21 protein-coding genes are annotated in these 23,243 nt (G+C 35.1%); 6 read left to right on the forward strand and 15 right to left on the reverse strand.

Going from position 1 to position 23,243, the window contains the following annotated elements; translation table 11 throughout:
* Window positions 1-63: 63 nt before the first annotated feature.
* From AC1RPN_RS04655 to AC1RPN_RS04700, 10 genes are all read right to left on the reverse strand, one after another.
* A complete protein-coding gene (locus tag AC1RPN_RS04655) occupies window positions 64-1,104 on the reverse strand; it encodes a diacylglycerol kinase (protein ID WP_481761570.1) in 1,041 nt (346 codons plus the stop codon).
* Between the two features lie 34 nt (window positions 1,105-1,138).
* Window positions 1,139-2,569, reverse strand: coding sequence for an Asp-tRNA(Asn)/Glu-tRNA(Gln) amidotransferase subunit GatB (gene gatB, locus AC1RPN_RS04660; protein ID WP_481761571.1), 1,431 nt, complete (start codon window positions 2,567-2,569; stop codon window positions 1,139-1,141).
* Window positions 2,569-4,032: an Asp-tRNA(Asn)/Glu-tRNA(Gln) amidotransferase subunit GatA gene (gene gatA / locus AC1RPN_RS04665; RefSeq protein WP_481761572.1), complete on the reverse strand. Its 1,464-nt coding sequence runs from the start codon at window positions 4,030-4,032 to the stop codon at window positions 2,569-2,571. Before gatA ends, gatB begins: the two co-directional genes overlap by 1 nt.
* A 2-nt stretch (window positions 4,033-4,034) precedes the next feature.
* The gene (gene gatC / locus AC1RPN_RS04670; RefSeq protein WP_409022077.1) at window positions 4,035-4,337 is read right to left on the reverse strand and encodes an Asp-tRNA(Asn)/Glu-tRNA(Gln) amidotransferase subunit GatC; all 303 of its coding nucleotides are present in this window, start codon (window positions 4,335-4,337) and stop codon (window positions 4,035-4,037) included.
* A gap of 37 nt (window positions 4,338-4,374) precedes the next feature.
* Window positions 4,375-5,523 (reverse strand): CamS family sex pheromone protein, encoded by a 1,149-nt coding sequence (locus tag AC1RPN_RS04675; RefSeq protein WP_481761573.1) that lies wholly within the window; start codon window positions 5,521-5,523, stop codon window positions 4,375-4,377.
* Window positions 5,510-7,531 carry an NAD-dependent DNA ligase LigA gene (ligA, locus tag AC1RPN_RS04680; RefSeq protein ID WP_481761630.1) on the reverse strand — a complete coding sequence of 674 codons (2,022 nt, stop codon included), beginning with the start codon at window positions 7,529-7,531 and terminating at the stop codon, window positions 5,510-5,512. Before ligA ends, AC1RPN_RS04675 begins: the two co-directional genes overlap by 14 nt.
* Before the next feature lie 34 nt (window positions 7,532-7,565).
* Window positions 7,566-9,791: a DNA helicase PcrA gene (gene pcrA, locus AC1RPN_RS04685; protein WP_481761574.1), complete on the reverse strand. Its 2,226-nt coding sequence runs from the start codon at window positions 9,789-9,791 to the stop codon at window positions 7,566-7,568.
* Between the two features lie 144 nt (window positions 9,792-9,935).
* Window positions 9,936-11,075 (reverse strand): 5-(carboxyamino)imidazole ribonucleotide synthase, encoded by a 1,140-nt coding sequence (locus AC1RPN_RS04690; protein WP_481761575.1) that lies wholly within the window; start codon window positions 11,073-11,075, stop codon window positions 9,936-9,938.
* A 140-nt stretch (window positions 11,076-11,215) separates the two neighbouring features.
* Window positions 11,216-11,788, reverse strand: a complete 573-nt coding sequence (locus AC1RPN_RS04695) for a xanthine phosphoribosyltransferase (protein WP_409022073.1) — start codon at window positions 11,786-11,788, stop codon at window positions 11,216-11,218.
* 177 nt (window positions 11,789-11,965) lie between these two features.
* Window positions 11,966-12,643, reverse strand: coding sequence for a glycoside hydrolase family 73 protein (locus AC1RPN_RS04700; protein WP_481761576.1), 678 nt, complete (start codon window positions 12,641-12,643; stop codon window positions 11,966-11,968).
* 135 nt (window positions 12,644-12,778) lie between these two features.
* On the opposite strand from AC1RPN_RS04700, the gene AC1RPN_RS04705 reads away from it, so the two are divergent.
* The 3 genes from AC1RPN_RS04705 (at window position 12,779) to AC1RPN_RS04715 (ending at window position 14,939) form a co-directional block, all read left to right on the forward strand.
* Complete coding sequence (locus AC1RPN_RS04705; RefSeq protein WP_481761577.1) at window positions 12,779-13,756, forward strand: Gfo/Idh/MocA family protein; 978 nt, start codon at window positions 12,779-12,781, stop codon at window positions 13,754-13,756.
* 89 nt (window positions 13,757-13,845) lie between these two features.
* On the forward strand, window positions 13,846-14,541 hold the full coding sequence (locus AC1RPN_RS04710; RefSeq protein WP_481761578.1) for a DNA/RNA non-specific endonuclease: 696 nt from the start codon (window positions 13,846-13,848) through the stop codon (window positions 14,539-14,541).
* Between the two features lie 20 nt (window positions 14,542-14,561).
* Window positions 14,562-14,939 carry a hypothetical protein gene (locus AC1RPN_RS04715; RefSeq protein WP_481761579.1) on the forward strand — a complete coding sequence of 126 codons (378 nt, stop codon included), beginning with the start codon at window positions 14,562-14,564 and terminating at the stop codon, window positions 14,937-14,939.
* Window positions 14,940-15,019: 80 nt separating this feature from the next.
* On the opposite strand, the gene AC1RPN_RS04720 is transcribed toward AC1RPN_RS04715, so the two are convergent.
* The 3 genes from AC1RPN_RS04720 to AC1RPN_RS04730 form a co-directional block, all read right to left on the reverse strand.
* On the reverse strand, window positions 15,020-15,610 hold the full coding sequence (locus AC1RPN_RS04720) for an ECF transporter S component (protein WP_409022067.1): 591 nt from the start codon (window positions 15,608-15,610) through the stop codon (window positions 15,020-15,022).
* 146 nt (window positions 15,611-15,756) lie between these two features.
* Window positions 15,757-16,725, reverse strand: coding sequence for an AEC family transporter (locus AC1RPN_RS04725; RefSeq protein ID WP_409022066.1), 969 nt, complete (start codon window positions 16,723-16,725; stop codon window positions 15,757-15,759).
* A 29-nt stretch (window positions 16,726-16,754) separates the two neighbouring features.
* The gene (locus AC1RPN_RS04730; protein ID WP_481761580.1) at window positions 16,755-18,395 is read right to left on the reverse strand and encodes a malolactic enzyme; all 1,641 of its coding nucleotides are present in this window, start codon (window positions 18,393-18,395) and stop codon (window positions 16,755-16,757) included.
* A 136-nt stretch (window positions 18,396-18,531) separates the two neighbouring features.
* Between AC1RPN_RS04730 and AC1RPN_RS04735 the strand changes: the two genes are divergently transcribed.
* The 3 genes from AC1RPN_RS04735 (at window position 18,532) to AC1RPN_RS04745 (ending at window position 21,264) form a co-directional block, all read left to right on the forward strand.
* Complete coding sequence (locus tag AC1RPN_RS04735; RefSeq protein WP_481761581.1) at window positions 18,532-19,413, forward strand: LysR family transcriptional regulator; 882 nt, start codon at window positions 18,532-18,534, stop codon at window positions 19,411-19,413.
* 137 nt (window positions 19,414-19,550) lie between these two features.
* Window positions 19,551-20,861 carry a Y-family DNA polymerase gene (locus AC1RPN_RS04740; protein ID WP_481761582.1) on the forward strand — a complete coding sequence of 437 codons (1,311 nt, stop codon included), beginning with the start codon at window positions 19,551-19,553 and terminating at the stop codon, window positions 20,859-20,861.
* Window positions 20,854-21,264 (forward strand): hypothetical protein, encoded by a 411-nt coding sequence (locus AC1RPN_RS04745; protein ID WP_481761583.1) that lies wholly within the window; start codon window positions 20,854-20,856, stop codon window positions 21,262-21,264. The genes AC1RPN_RS04740 and AC1RPN_RS04745 overlap by 8 nt, the downstream gene beginning before the upstream one ends.
* Before the next feature lie 114 nt (window positions 21,265-21,378).
* On the opposite strand, the gene recA is transcribed toward AC1RPN_RS04745, so the two are convergent.
* Window positions 21,379-22,539 carry a recombinase RecA gene (gene recA, locus AC1RPN_RS04750; protein ID WP_481761584.1) on the reverse strand — a complete coding sequence of 387 codons (1,161 nt, stop codon included), beginning with the start codon at window positions 22,537-22,539 and terminating at the stop codon, window positions 21,379-21,381.
* Between the two features lie 215 nt (window positions 22,540-22,754).
* A complete protein-coding gene (locus AC1RPN_RS04755) occupies window positions 22,755-23,180 on the reverse strand; it encodes a MarR family winged helix-turn-helix transcriptional regulator (protein ID WP_409022061.1) in 426 nt (141 codons plus the stop codon).
* Window positions 23,181-23,243: the final 63 nt, after the last annotated feature.

Consider the following 23,243-nt stretch of genomic DNA (forward strand, 5'->3'; position numbering starts at 1 on the left):
GCCAACTCTAGAAATAAAACAGGATTGAGGCCTTTACCAAGCACCTCAATCCTACTTAATTTCTTAGTTATCTCTTACTTTACTAATTGTACCATTACCGTCAACATCTTCACTATGCATTTCTTGGACTTCTTTTACAAAATGTTCTTCAGCTGTAATTTCGGCAGCCGTACGACCTGACGTAATTGACGTTTCTGGCAATGCATCTGTATTCGCAAAAATTTCGATATGTTGCTTTAAATTTTTGAAAGTCATTGGTGCATCACCACCATATTCACCATCAATATTAATCATCATTTTATTATCGACTGGTTTAGCAATTAATTTAGACGTTTTAACATAAATCACACGTTTATCATTAATATGCTTCCCACCATTTAACACAAGTGCCATTAAATGCAACATTTCGGCGATATTAGTCGCTTTAACAATAAGCAAGGTAAACTTACCGTCATCAAGTGAAGCGTTTGGTACGATTTGTTCAAAGCCACCTACAGAGTTCGTCAATGCTAATAAAAACATTGATGCTTTCCCTTTAAAAATTCCCCCATCATACTCAAGGTTCATTTCAATTGGTTTCATTCTAGGTAACATTTCAGCACCTTTAGCTAAATAAGCCAGATAACCAAAAAGTGATTTAAATTGTGAAGGAACATCATAAGTTAATTCCGTTAATAATCCACCACCAGCGATATTAATGAAATATTTTTCTCCAGCTTGTCCAACATCCATTTTAACTGTGTTACCTTTTGCAATTACTTTTGCAGCAGCAACTGAATCATCCCTAGGTATTTTCAAAGCTCTCGCATAATCATTTGTCGTTCCAGCTGGAATAACACCTATCTTAGGTCGGTGCTTAAGACCAGCAATTCCATTAGCAACTTCATTAATGGTTCCGTCGCCACCAGCAGCAATTACTAAATCAAACCCTGATTTAGCAGCTCTCGTTGCTTCATCTCGAGCTGAATGTTTCTTCGCTGTCGTCGCATAAGCACTAGTTTCATACCCGGCATTTTCAATGATGTCTAGAATACTCACGAGATCACTTTTTAAAGCCTCACGACCGGATGTTGGGTTATAGATAATTCTGGCTCTTTTTCTCATTCCGTTCCTCCACATGAATCTTATTTTAATAAGATTATCTTTGCTTCAATGAGGCCATCAATAATTGATTGACCACATTAGGATTTGCTTGTCCCTGTGTTTGTTTCATGATTTGTCCGATTAAGAATCCAACAGCACGATCTTTACCATTTTTGAAATCTTCAATTGATTGTTCATTGTTATCTAAAATACCATCAATAATGGGTTGTAACTTAGCTGGGTCAGATAATTGAACAAGTCCCTTAGACTCAACCCAAGCTTTAGGTTCGCTACCATTTTTAATAATTTCTTGGAAAACTTTTTTAGCAATCTTACTTGAAATTGTTTCATCAGTAATTAAATTAATCATTCCAGCAAGATTTGCTGGTGTTAATTTAGTATCTTGTAAGTTTAATTTATTTGTATTCATGAACGCATTAACTTCACCCATTAACCAGTTAGCAGCTAACTTAGGATCTGCATCTAACTTAATTGTGTCTTCAAAGAAATCTGACATTTCTTTTGTTTGTGTTAAGACTTCAGCATCATATTCAGGCAAGCCTAATTCACTTGCATAGCGTGTCCGTCGTTTGTCAGGCATTTCGGGAATTGATTCTCTAACTTCTTGAATCCAGTCATCACTAATATGAATTGGTGGAATATCTGGTTCTGGGAAATAACGATAATCGCTAGCCCCTTCTTTGACACGCATCAAAATAGTTGTACCAGTTGGTGCATCAAAACGGCGTGTTTCTTGTTGAACAATACCACCAGACATCAAGACATTTATTTGACGTTTTTCTTCAAATTCAAGTCCTTTACGCACATTTTCAAATGAATTTAAATTTTTCATTTCAGTTTTTGTCCCATAACCGGGTTGGCCAATTGGGTTAATTGAAATATTAACATCAATTCGCATTGATCCTTCTTCCATCTTCACATCAGAAACACCGGTAAATTGAATAACTTGACGTAATTTTTCAAGATATGTGTAAGCTTCTTCAGGTGTTTTGATATCAGGACGTGAAACAATTTCAATCAAAGGTGTTCCTTGACGGTTTAAATCGACATAAGAATAGCCGTTAGGATTATGCGTATTTTTACCCGCATCTTCTTCAACGTGCATTTCTTCAATTCCGATTTTTTTCGTTTCGCCATTAACTTCAATTTCTAAGAAGCCGTTACGACCAATAGGTTCTTCTGATTGTGTGATCTGGTAAGCTTTTGGATTATCAGGATAAAAGTAATTTTTTCGGTCAAAATGGTTATCCTTTGTGATTTCACAATTTAAAGCTAAGGCAGCACGCATTCCGTATTCAATTGCCCCTTTATTGGCAGTTGGTAAAACACCTGGATAACCCCAGTCAATAACGTTGGTATTCGTATTAGGTTCTGCCCCAAAATCAACTTTTGAAGGTGAGAATGCCTTAGAGTTAGTTTTCATTTCAATATGAACTTCAAGTCCAATTGTTGTTTCAAAATTCATTAGTTTTGGCCTCCTAACGTAGGGACTTCTTTATGGAAATCAGTTGCTTGTTCAAATGCGTAACCAGCACGATACATTGTTGCTTCATCGAATGATTTCGCAATTAATTGTAATCCAACTGGTAAGCCATTTGAGAATCCAGCAGGAACTGACATGCCGGGTAGTCCAGCCAAGTTAACTGGAATCGTTAAAATATCATTCATATACATTGTAATTGGGTCTTCAATTTTATCACCAATATTAAATGCTGTATTAGGTGCAGTAGGCCCAATAATCAAATCATAATCATTGAATACATTACGGAAATCATTGCAGATTAAAGTCCGAACTTGAGCTGCTTTCTTGAAGAAAGCGTCATAAGTTCCAGCAGATAATGAGAATGTTCCTAACATAATCCGACGTTTAACTTCATCCCCAAAACCTTCTGAACGAGAACGTACATAAACATCTTCCAAACTCTTAACGTCTTGTGCACGGAATCCATAACGAATACCATCAAAACGTTGTAAATTAGATGATGCCTCAGAAGAAGCTAGAATATAGTAAACGGGCACACCATATTTACTGTTTGGTAAACTAACTTCGTCAACTGTTGCGCCAAGTTCTTCAAACGTCTTAACTGCTTTTTGAATGGCTTCTTTAACACCAGCATCAACACCCTCACCTAAATACTCTTTAGGTAAAGCAATCTTCATTCCTTTAATATCGCCAGTTAATCCAGCAGTAAAATCAGGAACAGCTTGCGCTGAACTCGTTGAATCATGAACATCGTTACCACTGATTGCATTTAAAACAGCAGCGTTATCTTTAACGCCACGTGTGAATGGTCCAATTTGGTCCAAACTTGATGCAAATGCAATTAAACCATAACGTGATACACGACCATAAGTTGGTTTTGTTCCTACGACACCATTAAATGAAGCAGGTTGACGGATAGAACCACCAGTATCTGAGCCTAAAGCAGCAATAACTTCACCTGAAGCAACTGCAGCAGCTGAACCACCTGATGAGCCACCGGGAACCTTCGTTGTATTCCAAGGGTTTTTTGTTGTTTTAAAAGCTGACGTTTCAGTAGAACCACCCATAGCAAATTCATCCATGTTTGTTTTACCAATTGTCACCATTTGTGCTTGGCGCATTTTTTCAATCACTGTTGCATCATATATTGGATTGAAATTTTCTAACATTTTGCTTGCAGCAGTTGTTGTTAAATCCTTTGTCACAATATTATCTTTAACAGCCATTGGTATCCCGGCTAAGACATTATTTGCATCGATACCAGCAGCATCAACAGCCTTAGCTTGGCTAAGTGCCATTTCTTCGTTCATTGCGAGGAAAGCAGAAATCTTTGAATCACGTGCTTTAATTTCAGCAAAGGTTGCCTTCGTTAATTCTTCAGAACTCATTTCTTTATTAACTAATGCGTCATGTAAACTTGATAAATCTTGTTTGAAATAATCCATGCTTAAGCTTCCTCACTTTCATCAATAATTGCTGGCACTTTAATAAGGCCATTTTCACTATCCGGTGCATTTTTAAAGAGTAAGTCTCGATCTGTTCCTTCTTCTGCGACATCTTCACGCATCACATTGAGAACATCTGTAATATGTGTCGTTACTGGAACGCCTGTTGTATCTACTTCTGATAATTGTTCAGCCATTCCGATAATATCATCTAATTGACTGGTAAATAGTTCTAAATCTGTATCACTGAGTTCTAGTTTAGCTAACTCTGAGACATGTTTGACTTCTTCTTTACTAATTGACATTCAAAACCATCCCTTCAAAATTCAAATTAATTTCTTTTTAATAACTGGTAAATACATGCGTATAGTATGTGCTTTCTTTAGCTGTTTTGGCAAGGAAACTTTGCATTGTCCCATCACTACCTTTGATAGTAATGTCAATTGGAATCCCTGATGCTAAATATTTCACGGCCGTTGTTGATAAATATTGAGTGAAACTAATAATCTCTGTTTCACTATAAAATTGAGTTGTAATATTGATGTGCATCCCTGTAATTGCTTTGTTTTTATATTGTACCTGTGCTGTTACACCTGCTAAATTAGGAAAGAAACTTTGAACTTCAGTTTTAAAATTCGTAAATGTCGTTTCATCATTTGTATTAGGTGATGTGGCCGTCGATGTCGTTGGGAACGTATAACTCTTAATTGAAACATCATCCCAATTATCAATCGTCGTTTTACCATTCTTATTCACAGCGTAGGCGTAGAAACTACCGCCAACTAAACTATCGTTTGGTGCTTGCTTGTACATTGCCACCATGATTGGAACGCTATCACTAATTCCTTTGGTTTTACGAAGACGAGCAACCACTTTGTTAGCAGCTTCTTTACCCTTTTCTCTCATTGTTGCATCAGAAATAACGGTTTTATATTCAGCCCCATATTCTTCTTTTTGATAATAATCAACTGAGTTCATTCCGATACCTACCGAGATACCCGAGAGTGATAATTTGCTGCCTTTTTTTGTCATAAAATCTTGTTCTTCAACTTGCTGTACATACATGGGATTACGGTCTGTTTCACCCGTTTTACCATTACTCTTAGGGTTTAATCCGTCTTTATTAGCACTTGATTCACGTCCTAACCAGCTTTGAACAGTCGTTTTTGTTAAATATTGTCCTTCTTGGAAAATATAACTGTCAGTAGCAAATTGATCTTTAGATAAATCTAACAGACCAGATTCAAAACTTTTTAAATTCAAGACATTGTCATTTTGTGTGAGTGCCACACCTCTTGATTTACTTGTTAAATATTTACCATCTTTAATGACACCTTCATAGTTACTATCACTTGTTTGGCCAGTTGTCTGGTAACCAGAACTTGATGTATTTTTAGAGGTTCCCGACGAGCCTGATGAGGCAACATTGCCACAGGCTGCTAAGAAAATTAACGAGAAACTTAACATAAGTCCAATCTTAATTTTTTTCATATGACACTCCTTCCATAACTGAGATAAATTGTTGTTCATCCCAAATTTCAATTTCTAGTTGCTTCGCTTTTGTTAACTTACTTCCAGCATCATGCCCGGCAATTAATAGGTCTGTTTTTTTCGAAACACTACCAACAACAGAAGCACCATTTGCTTCAAGCCATTTTTTAGCATCGCTTCGTTTCAACTGATCAAGTGTTCCCGTTAGGACAACTTTCTTATCCATCACGGGACTACCTTCAGCTAATTCTGCAATTTCAGCAGTTGTTTTGCCTAAAAAGGTTAAGTTAACTTGCGCATTATCCAGTTCATCAATCAATTCACGAACTTGGTCATTGGCAAAATAAGTCACAAGACTATCCGCAATCACCTGTCCGATTGAATCAATGACGAGAATATCTTCGGAAATTGCTGTCATTAATTGATGAATATCTTTAAATTCGGCTGAAACCAATCGAGCAGCCTTAGCTCCAACATGCCGAATTCCTAGTCCAAATAATAAGCGTTCCACTGAATTTTGTCGGCTAATATCAATTGCATTTAATAATTTATTAACCGATTTTTCTTTGAAATTATCTAGCGTTAACAGTTGATCGGCAGTTAACTGATACAATCCTGCAACATCACTAATTAACTTATTTTCAAATAATTGTTCAACAATTTTAGGCCCTAGTCCATCAATATTCATCGCATTTCTAGAAGCAAAATGTGCCAGACTCTCTTTAATGAGTGCGGGACATTTTGGATTGATACAACGTAATGCAACTTCTTCATCCAGATGAACTAATATTGCTCCACAAACTGGGCAGTTCGTTGGCAAACTATACACAACACTGTCTTCTGGTCGTTTATCTAAGACAACTTCAGAAATTTCTGGAATAATATCCCCAGCCTTATGCAACTTAACCGTATCGTTAATTCTAATATCTTTTTGTTTCAGTAAATCCCCATTATGCAATGATGCCCGAGAAACTGTTGTTCCCGCTAACTGCACAGGATTCATGATTGCAGTTGGTGTTACGACACCTGTTCGACCAATCGTCCATTCAATATCTAGAACTTTAGTTTCTTGCTCGTCTGGCGGGAATTTATAGGCAATTGCCCATTTTGGAACTTTAACCGTATTACCAACTTCATCATGAATCGTGAATAAATTTGCTTTAATAACAATACCATCGATATCGTAAGATAAATCATGACGTTTTGCTTGATATTCATTAATGTATGCCGAAATTTCTGTCATATCACTCGTAACACGTGATTCAGTATTTGTTCTAAATCCAAGTTTAGACAAGCGTTTTAACGCATCACTTTGAGTTTTGACATCCGGATCAACTATATAATAGATAAATGTACTCAATTGTCGTTGAGCCGTTTCAGCTGTATTTAATTGTCGTAAACTACCTGCTGCTGCATTCCTAGGATTAGCAAATACCGTTTCTCCAGCTTCCTCGCGACGTTTATTCAACGCAACAAACGCCTTTGTTGGCATGTAACATTCTCCACGAACTTCAATTGAAATGGGTTCCGTCAATGTTAGTGGAATTGATTTGACTGTTTTAAGATTTTCAGTAATATTTTCACCAATTGTGCCATCTCCACGAGTTGATCCTTTAACGAATACACCATTTTCATATGTTAACGAAATGGCCAATCCATCAATTTTGAGTTCAGTATTGTAACTTACCTCAGCATCAACTGATTTTTGTAATCGTTGATCAAATTCCGATAGTTCTTCAATGGAAAAGACATCCCCCAATGAAAGCATTGGTACTTCATGCGAAACTTTTTCAAAACCAGGCAGTACCTGGCCACCAACACGTTGCGTTGGTGAATTAGGTGTCACTAAATTAGGAAAGGCTTTTTCAAGTTCTACTAGTTGTAGGTAGTGTTCATCATAAACATGATCTTCAACTGTTGGCTGATCAAGGACATAATATTGACGCGTCCATTTGATTAAGTCAGTTTTTAATTGATTCACTCTATTAGTTGCTTCTTCCAATGTTATGGCTTGATTTGACAAACTTGAACCCTCCTTTTATTTAGTCCACTTTTTTTGTAATTGGTGCAAAAGCTGTCAACAGACGCTTAATCCCTTGTTCTTTGAAAGCAATATCAAGTTCAGCATCCGAACCTGATCCTGAAACTTTAACGATTGTCCCAGTACCCCAAGCTTTATGTTCCACTTTTTCACCAATACGCCAAACAACTGCATCAGCACCTGTACCATTATCACGTTCAACGGTTTTAGCAGGTCGACGGTATGTTGTCGCCGTCGCACGTTGATTGGAATACGATGAATTACGAGATGGTGCTGCCGTTTGATTATCTAATTCAAGTAATGACTCATCTATTTCACCAATGAAACGTGAAGCTTGATTACTTTGACGACGACCATACAACATTCTTGAAAAAGCATTTGTTAAATATAATTTGCGTTCAGCACGAGTAATTCCGACATATGCTAAACGACGTTCTTCCTCAAGTTGATCATCTTCTAACATGGCACGAGAAAGAGGGAATATGCCTTCTTCCAATCCCATTAAAAAGATAACTGGAAATTCAAGTCCTTTAGCGGCATGTAATGTCATCAATGTGACTTCTTCAGGTTCTTCTTCAATATCATCTTGTGCAGAAACTAGTGCTAAATCAGCTAAGAAATCAACATAACGGTCACTATCATCTTCTTCAGCTTCCCAACGATCATCAAATTGCTGAGTTACAGACAAGAATTCTTCAACGTTTTCAAGTCGCGTTTCATTTTCAATCGTTTTCGTCTTTTTCAAATTAGCTTCATAACCTGATTGTTTTAAAATTTCTTTTGTTAACTCGGTCACATTCAAGAACTCACGCATTTTTTGTAATCCACGAATCATTGTGGCAAATTCTTGTAATGATTTTTCAGCTTTACCAGAAATATTAGCAAGCGCTGAGTTTTCAGCACCTTCAAGCATTGTCCAATTATTCATATCTGAAAATTCACGTAATTTGTCCACACTACTTGCACCGATACCGCGTTTTGGGACATTTACAATACGATCAAAACTCATTGAATCTTGATCATTAGCAATTAAACGAATGTAGCCTAAGATATCTCGAATTTCCAATCGCTCGTAGAATTTGTGTCCACCAACCATTTTGTAAGGAACGCTTGATTTTAAGAATGTCTCTTCAATCACACGAGACTGTGCATTCGTTCGATATAAAATGGCGAAATCACCGTAATTTAAGTGATTATCTTTAATTTGTTCTTGAATTTTTTCAACCACATAATGTGATTCATCATTTTCACTTTGGCCACGGTAGTAAGAAATTTTCTCACCATCTTTATTATCAGTCCAAAGACTCTTATCACTGCGGTTCGTATTATTATCAATAACTGCATTGGCAGCATTCAGAATTGTTTTCGTTGAACGATAGTTTTGTTCCAACTTAACAACATCAGCATCAGGATAATCTTTTTCAAAATTCATAATGTTATCCATGTTTGCCCCACGCCAACCGTAAATACTTTGGTCAGCATCCCCGACGACGCAGAGATTTTTGAAACGTTCAGCTAACATGTTTACTAAGGTATATTGTGCTTCATTAGTATCCTGATATTCATCCACATGGATATATTGAAATTTATTTTGATAAAAAGCCAATGTTTCAGGCTTTTCTTTAAATAAACGGATAGTTAACATAATTAAATCATCGAAATCAACTGCTTGATTTGAGCGTAACTCTTTTTGATATGCCGTATAAACTTTAGCTACCATTTGTTCGAACATACTTGCAGCACGTTCTGCGTATTCTTTTTCTGTTAATAAATCATTTTTTGCATTTGAAATTGCTCCTAAAACGGTTCTTGGGTCAAATTTTTGTGGATCAATATTTTGTTCTTTTAAAATACGTTTTACTAAAGTCTTTTGTTCACCTGGGTCGGCAATTGTAAATGCACGATTATAACCAATTTGGTCAATATCACGTCGCAAAATACGAACACAAAGTGCATGGAATGTTGAAACCCAAACATCTTCTGCCCCTTTGTTAAGTAATTTATTAACACGTTCGCGCATCTCTTTTGATGCTTTATTTGTAAATGTGATTGCTAATACGTTCCATGGATTGATACCTTTTTCTTCAATTAAGTAAGCAACGCGATGCGTTAATACTCGCGTTTTACCACTTCCAGCTCCAGCCATAATTAAGAGTGGTCCCTCTGTTTTTAGGACAGCTTCTTTTTGTTTGTTATTCATTCCGTTCAATAAGCTTTCAGTAGTCAAATTAATCAATCCTCTCTATAAATCAGTCATTATTTATTATAGCAAAAAAACGCCTTAACTTCTTTAATTTTTATGAATATATGTCTCAACTTGTTCATAAAAAAAGACGAACCGATTCAAAACGATTCATCCTTCTAATTTCATTTAATTTGTTGTTTCTTTTTTATCCCAAATGCCTGTATCTTCAATTTGATTCAATGCTTCACGAACTGAATCTGACTGAACCAAAATATGCCCAGCACGATCTAATTTATGATTTTCAGGGTAACGATAAAAATGGTAATACCAATTATTTTTAAGAACCCACTGTGTCTTTAAATCGGCACGTTCTTCTTCTTTTAATGACACCATAACAGTTGGTGCAAGGAATTTCACTTTTGATAGTGGCAATCCACAAATGGCACGTAAATGCTGTTCATACATGCTAACGTTTGTTGCTTTATCAAAAACATACCCTGATTGATGCATAGCGGGCACGACACGTTTAACATAAATTGCACCTGATTTAGTTACAAAGTAGCCAATTTCTAATGCGCCAGTGTAGTCTAGATTTTCCGCAACTTTAATGGCAATTTTATGCATTTCAGCAGAAATTTCTGTATCTAAGTTAGCTGGTACGATTGATTCGTGTAATCGATGATCACGATATTTATTTTCAACAGCTGGGAAAAAATTAATTTCCTTACCATTTTTGATAAGAACCATTGAGATTTCTTGTTCATAAGGAATCCATGATTCTAAAATATAGGTGCCACGTTCAACCAAGTACGCCGCATCTGAAATATCAGTTTGCGTATTGAGAACACTCTGGTAACTTTTACCAAACCCTTTTTGGATTGGTTTTAAAACGCTGGGATACCCAATTGAAAGTACAGAATTATACACATCTTCTAATGATACAATTGTTTCAAAAGGTGGAATATTAATATTTAATTGTTCAAAAAAAGCTCTTTCCAACAAGCGGTCTTGCATAATTTCTAATGCATTATACTTTTGTGGCACATAAGTATATTTTGAAATATATTCAATCACTTCTGAATTAACGTGTTCAGATTCATACGTCACAATATCTGTTCGTTCAGCGAATTCTTTCAATTTATCCTTATCATTCATCTTACCTACAACAGAATAATCTGCTAATTGAAGTGTCTCACTAACTTCATTTTGACTGTATGCTGCGATTTTAAACCCTAAATTTCTTGCAGCCATAGCCAACATTGCACCCGTTGGACTATCTCCGATTATTCCCAATGTACTTCCAGGAAAGATAACTTTTTTTTCCACTATATATTCACTACTTTCTACTTTTGCTTTATACCCTTAATCATACTGTTATCCCGCGGGGCAATCAAGTTTTAACAACCATAATTTAACAATTTTATAAGAAAATAAAAAAGAGCACATTTTGCGCTCTTTTCGTTAATTTAATCTTCAAAATGAACTTGATCACCATCAAATGATGAAATTTTAGCAAGTGATTCTAAACGTACGCCACGTTCATGAATTAATTCGGCACCTTTTTGGAATGATTTTTCAATTACAATTCCAATTCCAGCAATTTCTGCCTTAGCTTCGTCACAAATTTGGAAGAGTCCTTCAGCTGCTTGGCCATTTGCCAAGAAGTCATCAATGATTAAAACACGATCGTTTTCACCTAAAAACTTGTTGGCAACGGCAATTGTATTTTCAACTTTCTTTGTGTACGAGTAAACAGAAGCAGAATATAAATCATTTTGCATCGTAACGCTCTTATTTTTACGTGCGAAGACAACAGGAACATGAAATTGTAACCCAACGAATACTGCTGGGGCAATACCTGATGATTCAACTGTTAAAATTTTAGTAATTTTTTCATTTTTGAATAATTCAGCAAATTCCACACCCATTGCTAACATTAAATCAGGATCAACTTGGTGATTTAAAAATTGATCGACCTTCAATACATCTCCTGGTAATACAATACCATCTTGCATAATTCTGTCTTCTAAAAGTTTCACGTGGGGTACGCTCCTCTTGCTATTTATATTTTTTTGGGTATAAAAATAGCTTTTTCACTTCGGTATAAGTAAAAAAGCTACATTCCGGTTTTGAATGACTTAAGAATAACATAATATAAGGGTAATTTCAATTTGAATCTACTCATTTATCGTTATTATACTTGACATTAATCCCGTTTATTTATCATATTTATCTAAATGATATTGTTTAATGATATCTGTTAATTTTGTACTATAATCATTATCTGTTGCGTACCCATCAACTACTAAAGCTGCTGCTGCATCTTCGTAAGTTGCTGCAGAAAGAACGTCAGCAAATTGTGTTTTATTCCATGTATTTCCATTAGCTAATAATTTCGAATGAGACATAATTGCTTCGTCCCAATCTTTGAAGACGATAAATTTAGCCGTAACCGTCTTCCATGTGCCATCTTTTTCTTGTTCTTTAGTTTTGAAATCTTTTGCACGTGCGCCCGTTCCTTTAATTCCAAATAGGTTATTGTAGTCTTTAGCTAAAGAACTCGTTCCCCAATCAGATTCTAAGATAGCTTGTGCAATTGTAATACTAGAAAAGACTTTATATTTTTTTTGCATTTTTTGTGCTTCAGGTGCTACTTTCTTAATAAATGCTTGTTTTTTAGCTTCTGCTGCTGCTTTTTTTGCTGATTCACTTGCTTCAATTTTTGAGGTTGATAATGACGTCGCAATAGATTCATCTCGAGCAACATTCTTTTTATGAACGTTCATTGAAACAACGACTGTAATAATACCAAGAATTAAAATTAAAACAACAATATTCGCAACTTGAATTTTACCGTTCTTTACAAAAATCCCCCGACCATTTTTCTTTTTCATTAGTACACCCGTCCCTATACATTTAATTGTTTCACTTATTTTACCCTAATTCTATATCTATTACCATCGTATTTTTTCTCTTTTTATTAAATTTCTGTTAAGCTTGAGCTATCTTAAATGAGACAGGAGAACATAATGACAAAAAATTTAAATTGGGGAATTATTGGACTTGGTAACATCGCTCACAGCTTTACAACTTACTTTGATCAACCATTTGGTGAAATCTATGCCGCTGGCTCAAGAAACTTAGAAAAAGCGCAAACTTTTGCTAACGAATTTAATATTCCACATGCCTATGGTAACTATGAAGACTTATTAGCTGATGATGAAATTGACATCGTTTACATTGCGACACCTCACAACTACCATATCGACACAATCTTGGCTGCACTTAAAGCTGGCAAGCACGTCTTAAGTGAAAAAGCAATCACCATGACTAGTGATGAACTTAAACAAGCAACTGATTTAGCTGAAGAAAAAGGCTTGATTTTACAAGAAGCAATGACTATTTATCATATGCCACTTTATAAAAAAATTATTGAAGTAGCTGAAGAAAAAAAATTAGGCAAACTAAAAATGGTCCAAGCCTCATTTGGTAGTTTTAAAGATCCTGATCCAACAAATCGTTTCTTCAATCCTGATTTAGCTGGTGGCGCATTATTAGATATCGGTGTTTATGCATTAGCCTTTGTCCGTCAATTCATGACAGCCACACCAGAAATCACAGGTTCAGCAATGAATTTATTCGAATCAGGTGTTGACGAATCTGAAACGATTAGTTTACAAAATGCCAATAATGAACTCGCAACTGTTGCCTTAACATTCAGAGCTAAAATGCCTAAAATGGGTATTATTGCTTATGAAGGTGGTTACTTTACTGTTTACGATTATCCTCGAGCTAATAAAGCTGCTCTTGTATTATCTGATGGAACAGCTACAGAAATCACTGCCGGCCATACAAAACAAGCCATGAATTATGAAATTAAAGATGTTCAAGATATGGTTTTGGGTAATTTAAATCCTAAACCATTCTTAGAAAAAACAACAGATGTTATGTCAATAATGACACAAGCTCGTGAACAATGGGGCTTTAAATATCCTTTTGAAAAATAAGCTTCATCTGAAAAGTTATCACTAGAAATTGTTGATAACTTTTTTTAATTCCATGCTACACTAAAAGAAAAAGAGTTGGAGTTAATTTTATGAAACGAAAGAAACGTTATATTCAGAATCGAACACGTAATTATCTAATTGGACTTGCTGTCATTTTAGTTGTCTCCCTTTTCAGCGGAAAATTACCTAGTACTGTAAAAGATTTGCTACAAACAAATGGCAATTCAACTTCAGTCAATGTTAAAAATGGGACAGGAACAGCAAATACTAGTTCTATTAATAGTAGCAAGGCCATTAATGGAATTGTGGATAATGGTGCGCCAACCTTTTCAAAAAGTGATCTTGCAGATAATGCCAATGGTTGGATAAAATACGGCGCTCTTGACTCTCTTGGCCGTGCTACTCAGGCCAATGCTCTTTTAGTTAAAGCTTTAGAATCTAGAGGGTCATCAGCAGATTCTTCAATTCGACCAACTGGTTTTGTGTCAGGGCTGTCACCTTATTTTCATTCCCGTGGACATTTAATCGGTCGACAACTTGGTGGTAGTGGTGATAAAAAAGAAAATTTAGCAACATTATATCAAAACCCTGTTAACACACCCTACATGACCAAGTATGAAAACGCAGTTCGTGCAGCAGTTGATAAAGGAGATCATGTCCGTTATCAGGTAACACCAATTTTTTCTGGTAAGTCACTTTTCCCTAAAGCAATTCAAATGCAAGGTAAAAGTACAACTTCTTGGGGCAATATTAAATTTAATGTTACTATTTTGAATAAACGTTAATTCAAAGGAGTGTGTTATTCATGTTCACAGAATTAAAAAGTCAACTGATAGATTCAGCACCACAAACGCTACAACAATTATTACTTAATTCAAATATCCGTCAGACAAATGATGGCTATTTACAATTTCCTGGCAGCTCACTTCAAACACAATTTTTAGAAACAATGAACTTCTTAAAAACACCTGATACTATCTCTTTGAACTGGGATGACGTTTGTATCTTAGGTCAGACAATTGATGGTGATTATCTAGCAGGTGATCACTATTCAACAACCTTTTTTATTCCTAGTAGTCTGCTAGCAGATGATACTGAAATTCATCATATGCCTATAATCGACGCATTAATTGCACTAGAAAATGGAACATTAGATTCTAAAATTATTTCTAAATTCAACTAAAAAAAGTTATTAACAGCGAAATATCATTCGTTGTTAATAACTTTTTTATTTTTACCTATTAGCATCGTGTATTTTGTTCTCTAACTTTTCCGAACTATTTTTTGTAAAGGTCTTGCTATCAATGGCGCAACAATCCCTGCTAAAATCATCTCTGGAATACCGTTTGTGACAACTAGTCCCATAATATATGGTAATAATTGTGCCATATCAACTTTATAAAAATTAGCTGCTTGCCCATGATATAAAAGATAGATAAGGCCTAAAACTAAAACCGTATTAACCAATGAACCAAAAACAGAGGCAATAATCATGGCTAACGTTTTGTTTTTCCACCATTTATATAAAAAGTAAAAAATGACTGCTGTCACAATTCCAATTAAAATTCTTGGCACAATTGCTATAAGTGGATTTGTAAAAACAATGGGTGCAAGTGGACTAGTTGGCGACACAAACGCCCTGATAAATGTGATTAATCCCCAGACACCACCGATAAATGCACCATCTTTCCAGCCAAACACTAAAGCAGCAACAATCACCGTGATATGAATGGTTGTGATGCTTAAGGGGCCAACAGGGATGTAACCAAATAATGGCACAAAATTTTGAACAATAATGATTGAAATAAATAACGCCAAAATACTCATATGATATGTTTTATTATTAGTTTTCATCTACTTACTCCTACAAATTTAATCATTTCACTTCCGTTCCCTTATTATAACCGATTTAACGATTGTTACCATTTAATATGCAAAAAAATAGAACGTCACTAATTATAGAGGTAATCAGTGACGTTCTATTTTAAATAAATTTTATATTACATGAATGAGATAAGGGTCGTTAAAACAGGAACAACAATGATGAACAAGATTGTACTTGTTGTAACAATGTTTGTTGCGTATTTAACGTCTCCATGTGCTTCATTAGCTAAGATTGGTAATACGGCTAACATTGGTGTAGCTGATTGAACAATCAAAGTTTTTTGTAATAATGGTGCTAAATCTGCACCAGTTAAATGTGTACCTAAAAGAATAACAGCGATTAAAATGATTGGTGATAAAATAAAACGTCCAAGTAATGCAACGACTGTATCACGATCAAATCTGATACTCTTCAAACCGGCTTTAGCTAACACAATACCAATATAGATTAATGATAATGGTGTAACTAATCCACCAACATAACCTAATGTTTGGCTAATAAAATCAGGAACTGGAATTGCAAGAACCAAGAAGATTAATGCAACGATGAACCCAACAAGTGGCATTGGGATTACTTTAGCCCAGTTAATTTTCTTTTTCGTTTTATCTGATTTGTCTTTTGTTGGATCATCATTTGAAATTAAGAAAACACCAAATGCCCATGTTGAAACTGTATTAATAATATAGTAAACAAGGAAATATGAGATACTCTTATCGCCAAACAACGCAATATTTAAAGGTAAACCAATGAAAATTGTATTTGCATTAACAACGGCATTCATGAAGATACCACGACGACCAGGTTTGATGTTCAAGATATGAACAAGTGCCCATGCAATTAAGTAACCGATAATAACAGCAATTGCTGGGTAGAGTAAACTACCTGACAATGCAGCTAATTGATCACGTTTTAAATATTTTAAAACAGAAACGAAAATTGAAGCTGGTAAAGCAATTTTTGTAATTAATGATGAGATATTGCCACCAAATGAATCAGCGAACCAACCTTTAACTTGTAAAATGTATCCAAGTACCATCATCAAAACAACAACTAGAACACTTTGAATTGATTGGAAAAATACCATAATTAATTGTCCTTCTCTCTACGCTTTTTTTAGTATTTAGGTGTCCATTTCATATCTGAGACAGCCTTTTTAACATCTGTAATTGCTTCTTTGTTTAATTTTTGGTCAACAACACTTTGGGCAACTACTTCAGCAATTGTTTGTGAGAATTCTGCTAAATGTGTTACTGGTGGTAATACGGCAGCACCAACGGCTGTAGTATCAACGATTCCACCTAAAGCATGACTAGCTTGTGATAAGATTTCGCCATTAACTCTTGAAGATGTTGAAGCGATAATCCCAAATCCAAGACCTGGGTACATAAGTGCGTTGTTTGCTTGACCAATTTGGTAAGTAACACCTTTGTAATCAACATTATCAGCTGGAATACCAGTAGCAACTAAAGCTTTACCATCAGTCCATGCAATCAAATCTTCAGCCTTAGCTTCTGCTAATTTTGTAGGGTTTGATAATGGGAAGATGATTGGACGTTCAACATGTGAAGCCATGTCTTGAACAATTTCTTTTGTAAATGTACCAGGTTGTGTAGATGTACCAATCATAACAGTTGGTTGAACAGCTTTAACAACAGCTTCTAAAGAAGTTAATTCATCAGCATTAGCAAATTCTGAACGTTTATGCGTAAATTCTTTTTGGCCAGGTGTTAAGTCTTCTGTATCATCAAATAACAATCCTTGTTTATCAACTAAGAAGAAACGTTTGCGAGCATCTTCTTCTGAAACACCAGCGCGTTTCATTTCGTCCATAATTTGGTTAGCAATTCCGACACCAGCAGTACCAGCACCATAAGTAATAACTGTTTGGTCAACAATTGAACCTTTAGTGATACTTAGAGCACCTAAGATACCAGCTAAAACAACAATCCCTGTACCTTGGATATCATCATTAAATGTTGTGATTTCGTTTTGATATTTTTCAAGAATATTAGCAGCATTTGAACGGCCAAAATCTTCCCAATGTAATAACAATTCTGGGAACAAGTTCTTTGTACTTTGGACAAAGCCATCAACGAAGTCATAGTATTTGTCACCAGTTACACGTTCATGTTTGTTACCAAGGTATAATGGATCATTCAATAATGTTTCATTATTTGTTCCAGCATCAATAGAAACTGGTAAAACTTGTGAAGGATCAATTCCAGCAGCAGCTGTATAAACCATTAATTTACCAATTGCGATATCAACACCGTTGACACCCCAATCGCCCATACCTAAAATACCTTCAGCATCTGTCACAACGACTAAACGAATGTCACGTCCTGCAGCAGCATTTTTTAATGTTGCTTCGATATCTTCTGGATGATCAATTGATAAGAATGCAGCGTTTTGTGGATTTACATAAATTTCGTTGTATTCTTCGATTGAATCAGCAACAACTGGATCATAAACAACTGGCATAAATTCAGCCACATGTTGTCCCATTAAGTAGAAAAATAGTGTACGGTTTTCATTGAATAATTCCATTAAGAAATGGCGTTTTTCAAGACCAGTTTCTTTACTTAAATATTGTGCGTAGTTTTGTGTTGCTTGTTCTTCAATTGTTTGAACTTTAGCTGGTAACATACCAATAAGTCCTAATTCACGACGTTCTTCCATTGTAAATGCTGTACCTTTATTTACAAATGGGTTATTTAACATATCTTGTGCTTTTGTCATCATTAATTCCTCCATTATTTTTTTATATTTTATTTTCTCTTTAACTTACAAGAGCAAGAATACACCCCTTTAAAAATTATAGTCAAACATGTGTTATACTATAAATATTATTTATATGAGGATTATAAACGTTGATTTAGAGGAGATTATAATGAACATTCGAGATTTAGAATATTATCAACAAATAATTAATTTGAGAAATTTTTCAAAAGTTGCTCATTTTTTTTCAGTTAGTCAACCAACAATCACAACTGCAATGAAACGCTTAGAAACTGAATTAGACACAAATCTGATTATTCGTGATCAATCACATCATCAAGTTTCTTTTACACCAAGTGGTGAACAATTCGCTGAACATGTTAATATTATTCTCAAAGAATTAACAATTGCTAACCAAGAAATTAACCAACTTAAAAATGAGCACGTTCGATTTGGATTACCACCTATTATAGGAACGTACTATTTTCCGCAAATTGTCAGCAATTTATTTAATTCAGGTCTGATTAATCATCTAGATACAGTTGAGAACGGTTCCCAAGCCCTACTTCTTCAGTTAATAAACGGATCATTAGATATGGCTTTATTAGGTTCCGTTAAACCAATAGAAGATGACCGCTTAATTGCCAGAAATTTTGCATCTAAACACTTCAAGATTATCGTTAGCAAACATCATCCACTTGCTTCAAGAGAATCCGTTAAATTTTCTGAACTTCGAAATGAAAAATTTATTATGCAAAATGAGGGTTTTGTTCATCCAATCGCTTTTAAAGAGTTAACAACAAAAAATCATTTCAAACCAAAGATTATCTATACAACAAGTGACAGTCAGATTATTAAAAAAATGGTTACCGAAAATGTTGGTATTGGTTTTTTAACAGAACTAGCATTGGATGCTGCAGATGATTTAGTCTCACTCCCCTTATCGGAATTAGATCAACCTAAATTTTTAATGTCACTCGTTTATCGTACAAGTCATATTTTAACGCCTACACAAGCAAAATTAATTGACGTTTTAATTGATCCTTCTATCTAATAAGAGAATAACTTATACCTTAAATATAAAGGTATAAGTTATTCTTTTTATTATTTATAGCACCGCTTGACTAAATATCATTGACTAAAGAAACGTATGTTCGTATAATTGGATATATGTTAAGGAGGTTTCCTCGAATGTACAATTATAGTAACGAACCTAGAAAAGTCATCTTTATGATTGATTCAAAATCTTTCTATGCTTCTGTCGAATCAGTTGCACGCGGTCTTAATCCATTACGCTCTATTCTCGTTGTTATGTCTACAGCAAAGAATACAGGTAGCGGGTTAGTACTAGCTGCTAGCCCTATGGCTAAGAAAATATTTGGTATCACAAACGTATCACGAGCTACTGATGTTCCAATTCATGATAAACGTTTAGTTGTTGCCCAACCCAGAATGAATCTTTACATAGAAGAGAACTTAAAAATCAATAAGCTATTTCAACAATTTGCCTCAAATGACGATATTCACCCATACTCTATCGATGAGTCAATTATTGATATGACGACTAGTTGGAAACTTTTCGGAAATAGTCCCTATGAAGTTGCTCGTAAAATTCAACTTGCGGTCAAAGGGGAAACAGGAATTTATACAACCGTTGGTATTGGTGATAATCCACTTCTTGCTAAATTAGCTCTGGATATTGAAGCAAAACATAACCATAGTTTAATTGCTGAATGGCATTATGAAGACGTCCCCGATAAGTTATGGCCAATAACACAACTTGACGATATCTGGTCAATTGGATCTAAAACTGCCGAAAAATTACAAAAAAATCATATCAATTCAATGAACGATTTAGCTCACTTCAACCCATATGAATTAAAAAACAAATTTGGCGTAATTGGTAGCCAATTATTTGCGTTTTCTTGGGGAATTGATCGTTCAATCATTCATGATAAATATACCCCCAAGGAAAAATCCTATGGTAATAGCCAAGTCTTACCAAAAGACTATGTTATCCAATCTGAAATTGAAGTCGTTATTCGTGAAATTGCAGAACAAGTAGCAGCACGATTACGTTCTCATCACAAAGTGGCTACTGTCATTAATTTAGGCATTGGATTTTCTTTAGCCGAAACGACAGATTCTGGAAAAAGATATTCAGGCTTTGGTAGTTCATTAAAAATTGATTCAACAAATAGTAATGCCCAAATCACAAAATATGCCATCGACCTATTTCGAAAAAAATGGCGTCATGAAGCTCTAAGACATATTAGTATTTCGTGTGGCAAATTAGTTGACGATAATAGTCAACAATTAGACATGTTTGACACTAATAATACGGAACAAAAGAATCACAACTTGGACAATACCATTGACATCATACGAAAAAAATATGGTTTTAAATCGATCGTAAAACTTTCCAGTAAGTCTGAAGGTGCAACAGCTATTTATCGCGCTGGGTTAGTCGGTGGCCATGCTGGGGGTAATACCTATGAGTAAAACAACTGATGTTGATGCAAATTTGATAAATCAATTTTTAAAATATGATTATCACGATCGCGGTATGATGAAATGGCAAGGATTCTATTTAAGCGACCATACATCGGCTCGAACAAAAAAATTAAACGAAGAGACACGAAAACAGAAATTAACACATGACATTAAGATGAATGATACTAAAATTGCAGAAGTAATCAATTTGGCAATCATTAAATCCACCCCTGTCACTGTTGATCTCACTAATAAAAATTTGGATGATACACTTTTAGAACCTATACAGGGACTCATTAATGGCTGGTATGAAGATAATATAATTATCAATCATATCACCGTTAAAATTAATGATATTCATGCAATATCATTAAGCCAAATGACTAATGGAGAAGGTAGAAGAAGTATATAAGTAGATAACTTCTACTTACTATACTTCTTCTACCTTTTTTGTTTGATTAATTATAAAAAAACCTCCAGTATTGGATTGGTCCAATACTGGAGGTTCACTTTACTATTTTTTTTATTAAGCTTCTGGTAAATCTAATGTTTCGATTTTTGAATCTAACACTGGAGCATCGTCAGCTTTTTTAACTTTTTTAGTTGTTTTCTTTGGTGCTGCTGATTCTTCCTTAACTTCTTTAGCAGGTTCTTCATCGGGTGCAAATAATTTTGCACGAACTTCTTGGTCCATATCATGTAACATATCAGGTTTTTGTTCCAAAATATTAACGACATTTGGTTTACCTTGACCTAAACGTTCGCCATGGTATGAGAACCATGACCCAGCTTTTTCAGCAATACCATTTTCAACAGCAAGATCTAAGATATCAGCAGTAGCTGAGATACCTGACCCGTACATCATATTTAATTCAGCAATCTTAAATGGTGGTGCTACCTTGTTTTTAACAACTTTAATAGTTGTTTCATTACCAATGACATCCGTACCATCTTTAATTTGTCCACGGCGACGAACATCTAAGCGAATTGTTGCGTAGAATTTTAAGGCACGGCCACCTGGTGTTGTTTCAGGGCTACCGAACATGACACCAACTTTTTCACGTAATTGATTAATAAAAATAACAGTTGTTCTTGTTTTGTTGATTGAACCAGCCAATTTACGGAGAGCTTGTGACATCATACGAGCTTGTAACCCAACATGAGCGTCACCCATTTCGCCTTCAATTTCTGCACGAGGAACTAAAGCTGCAACTGAATCGATAACGACAAGATCAACGGCACCACTGGATACCAAAGCATCTGCAATTTCTAATCCTTGTTCACCAGTATCTGGCTGTGATAATAGTAATCCATCAATATCAACACCTAATGCTGTTGCATATGCGGGATCCATGGCATTTTCAGCATCGATATAAGCAACTGTACCACCATTTTTTTGGACTTCTGCTGTTGCATGAAGTGCAATTGTTGTTTTACCAGAACTTTCTGGTCCGTATATTTCAACAATACGGCCTTTAGGAAAACCACCAACTCCCAATGCGTAATCCAATGATAAAATCCCAGTTGAAGTAACATCAATCTTCGTGTCAGCTTTGTCCCCCATCTTCATGATGGCACCTTGTCCGAATTCTTTTGTAATTGCTGATAACGCTTTTTCTAGTGCTGCTTCGCGTTCTTTACCGTCTTTTCTTTTGCCGTCTCCGGTTGCAATACTTCTGTTAGCCATAGTTAGTAACCATCCTCTCAATAGTAGAACATCTGTTCGTTTCCATTTACTTATCATACCTCATTAAAATTTATATCGCAAGCGTTAAATCATCTTTACCGAAAATAAAAAGAACGATGCAATTATCGTTCTTACTAGGTATCGATGTATTCAATTATACTGCATGCTCATTAATTAAGTACGCCATTTTCTTAAATAATTTCTATTTATTTAACTTATTCCATCGATTCAATCTGACTAATTGTCTCTTTTAAAACGCGTCTGAACGTTGCAAGATCCTGCCCTGTAACTTGCGTTTCCAATTTACTTTCCAATTGATTCCAAAAGTCACTATTAAAAGTTGTTAGACCTTTATACTTATCCGTAACAGATAAGTGAACAACTCGTTTATCTGTTATATCAGCCTTTTTTTCCACTAATCCTAATGTGATTAATTTTTTCAAATGGTAATTCGTATTTGGCGTTGATTGATTCAACAATTTTGAAACGCGTCCAATTGTTGGACTGTTCAACTGTTCGATCGCATTTAGATAATAAGTATCAATTGTCCCCAATTGTTTAATGTTCATTAGTCCATCTTGTTTCCCATACAAGCTCAACAACTGATTTAATTTGTTGAAAGTCCCACTTAACTCAATCATTTTGACCCTCCTAGTTATAGATCGCCTTAGTTCCCACCCAAAATAAAGCAAAAAATTATTGAT

It is taken from the genome of Dellaglioa sp. CoH-57-MRSF-20 (assembly GCF_056781955.1).

Bases quoted from the DNA above. Each gene is read 5' to 3' on its own strand.
- AC1RPN_RS04655 (WP_481761570.1), bottom strand. From the start codon at position 1,104: ATGAGAAAAAGAGCCAGAATTATCTATAACCCAACATCCGGTCGTGAG.
- gatB (WP_481761571.1), bottom strand. From the start codon at position 2,569: ATGAATTTTGAAACAACAATTGGACTTGAAGTTCATATTGAAATGAAA.
- gatA (WP_481761572.1), bottom strand. From the start codon at position 4,032: ATGGATTATTTCAAACAAGATTTATCAAGTTTACATGACGCATTAGTT.
- gatC (WP_409022077.1), bottom strand. From the start codon at position 4,337: ATGTCAATTAGTAAAGAAGAAGTCAAACATGTCTCAGAGTTAGCTAAA.
- AC1RPN_RS04675 (WP_481761573.1), bottom strand. From the start codon at position 5,523: ATGAAAAAAATTAAGATTGGACTTATGTTAAGTTTCTCGTTAATTTTC.
- AC1RPN_RS04700 (WP_481761576.1), bottom strand. From the start codon at position 12,643: ATGAAAAAGAAAAATGGTCGGGGGATTTTTGTAAAGAACGGTAAAATT.
- AC1RPN_RS04705 (WP_481761577.1), top strand. From the start codon at position 12,779: ATGACAAAAAATTTAAATTGGGGAATTATTGGACTTGGTAACATCGCT.
- AC1RPN_RS04710 (WP_481761578.1), top strand. From the start codon at position 13,846: ATGAAACGAAAGAAACGTTATATTCAGAATCGAACACGTAATTATCTA.
- AC1RPN_RS04715 (WP_481761579.1), top strand. From the start codon at position 14,562: ATGTTCACAGAATTAAAAAGTCAACTGATAGATTCAGCACCACAAACG.
- AC1RPN_RS04720 (WP_409022067.1), bottom strand. From the start codon at position 15,610: ATGAAAACTAATAATAAAACATATCATATGAGTATTTTGGCGTTATTT.
- AC1RPN_RS04725 (WP_409022066.1), bottom strand. From the start codon at position 16,725: ATGGTATTTTTCCAATCAATTCAAAGTGTTCTAGTTGTTGTTTTGATG.
- AC1RPN_RS04730 (WP_481761580.1), bottom strand. From the start codon at position 18,395: ATGGAGGAATTAATGATGACAAAAGCACAAGATATGTTAAATAACCCA.
- AC1RPN_RS04735 (WP_481761581.1), top strand. From the start codon at position 18,532: ATGAACATTCGAGATTTAGAATATTATCAACAAATAATTAATTTGAGA.
- AC1RPN_RS04740 (WP_481761582.1), top strand. From the start codon at position 19,551: ATGTACAATTATAGTAACGAACCTAGAAAAGTCATCTTTATGATTGAT.
- AC1RPN_RS04745 (WP_481761583.1), top strand. From the start codon at position 20,854: ATGAGTAAAACAACTGATGTTGATGCAAATTTGATAAATCAATTTTTA.
- recA (WP_481761584.1), bottom strand. From the start codon at position 22,539: ATGGCTAACAGAAGTATTGCAACCGGAGACGGCAAAAGAAAAGACGGT.
- AC1RPN_RS04755 (WP_409022061.1), bottom strand. From the start codon at position 23,180: ATGATTGAGTTAAGTGGGACTTTCAACAAATTAAATCAGTTGTTGAGC.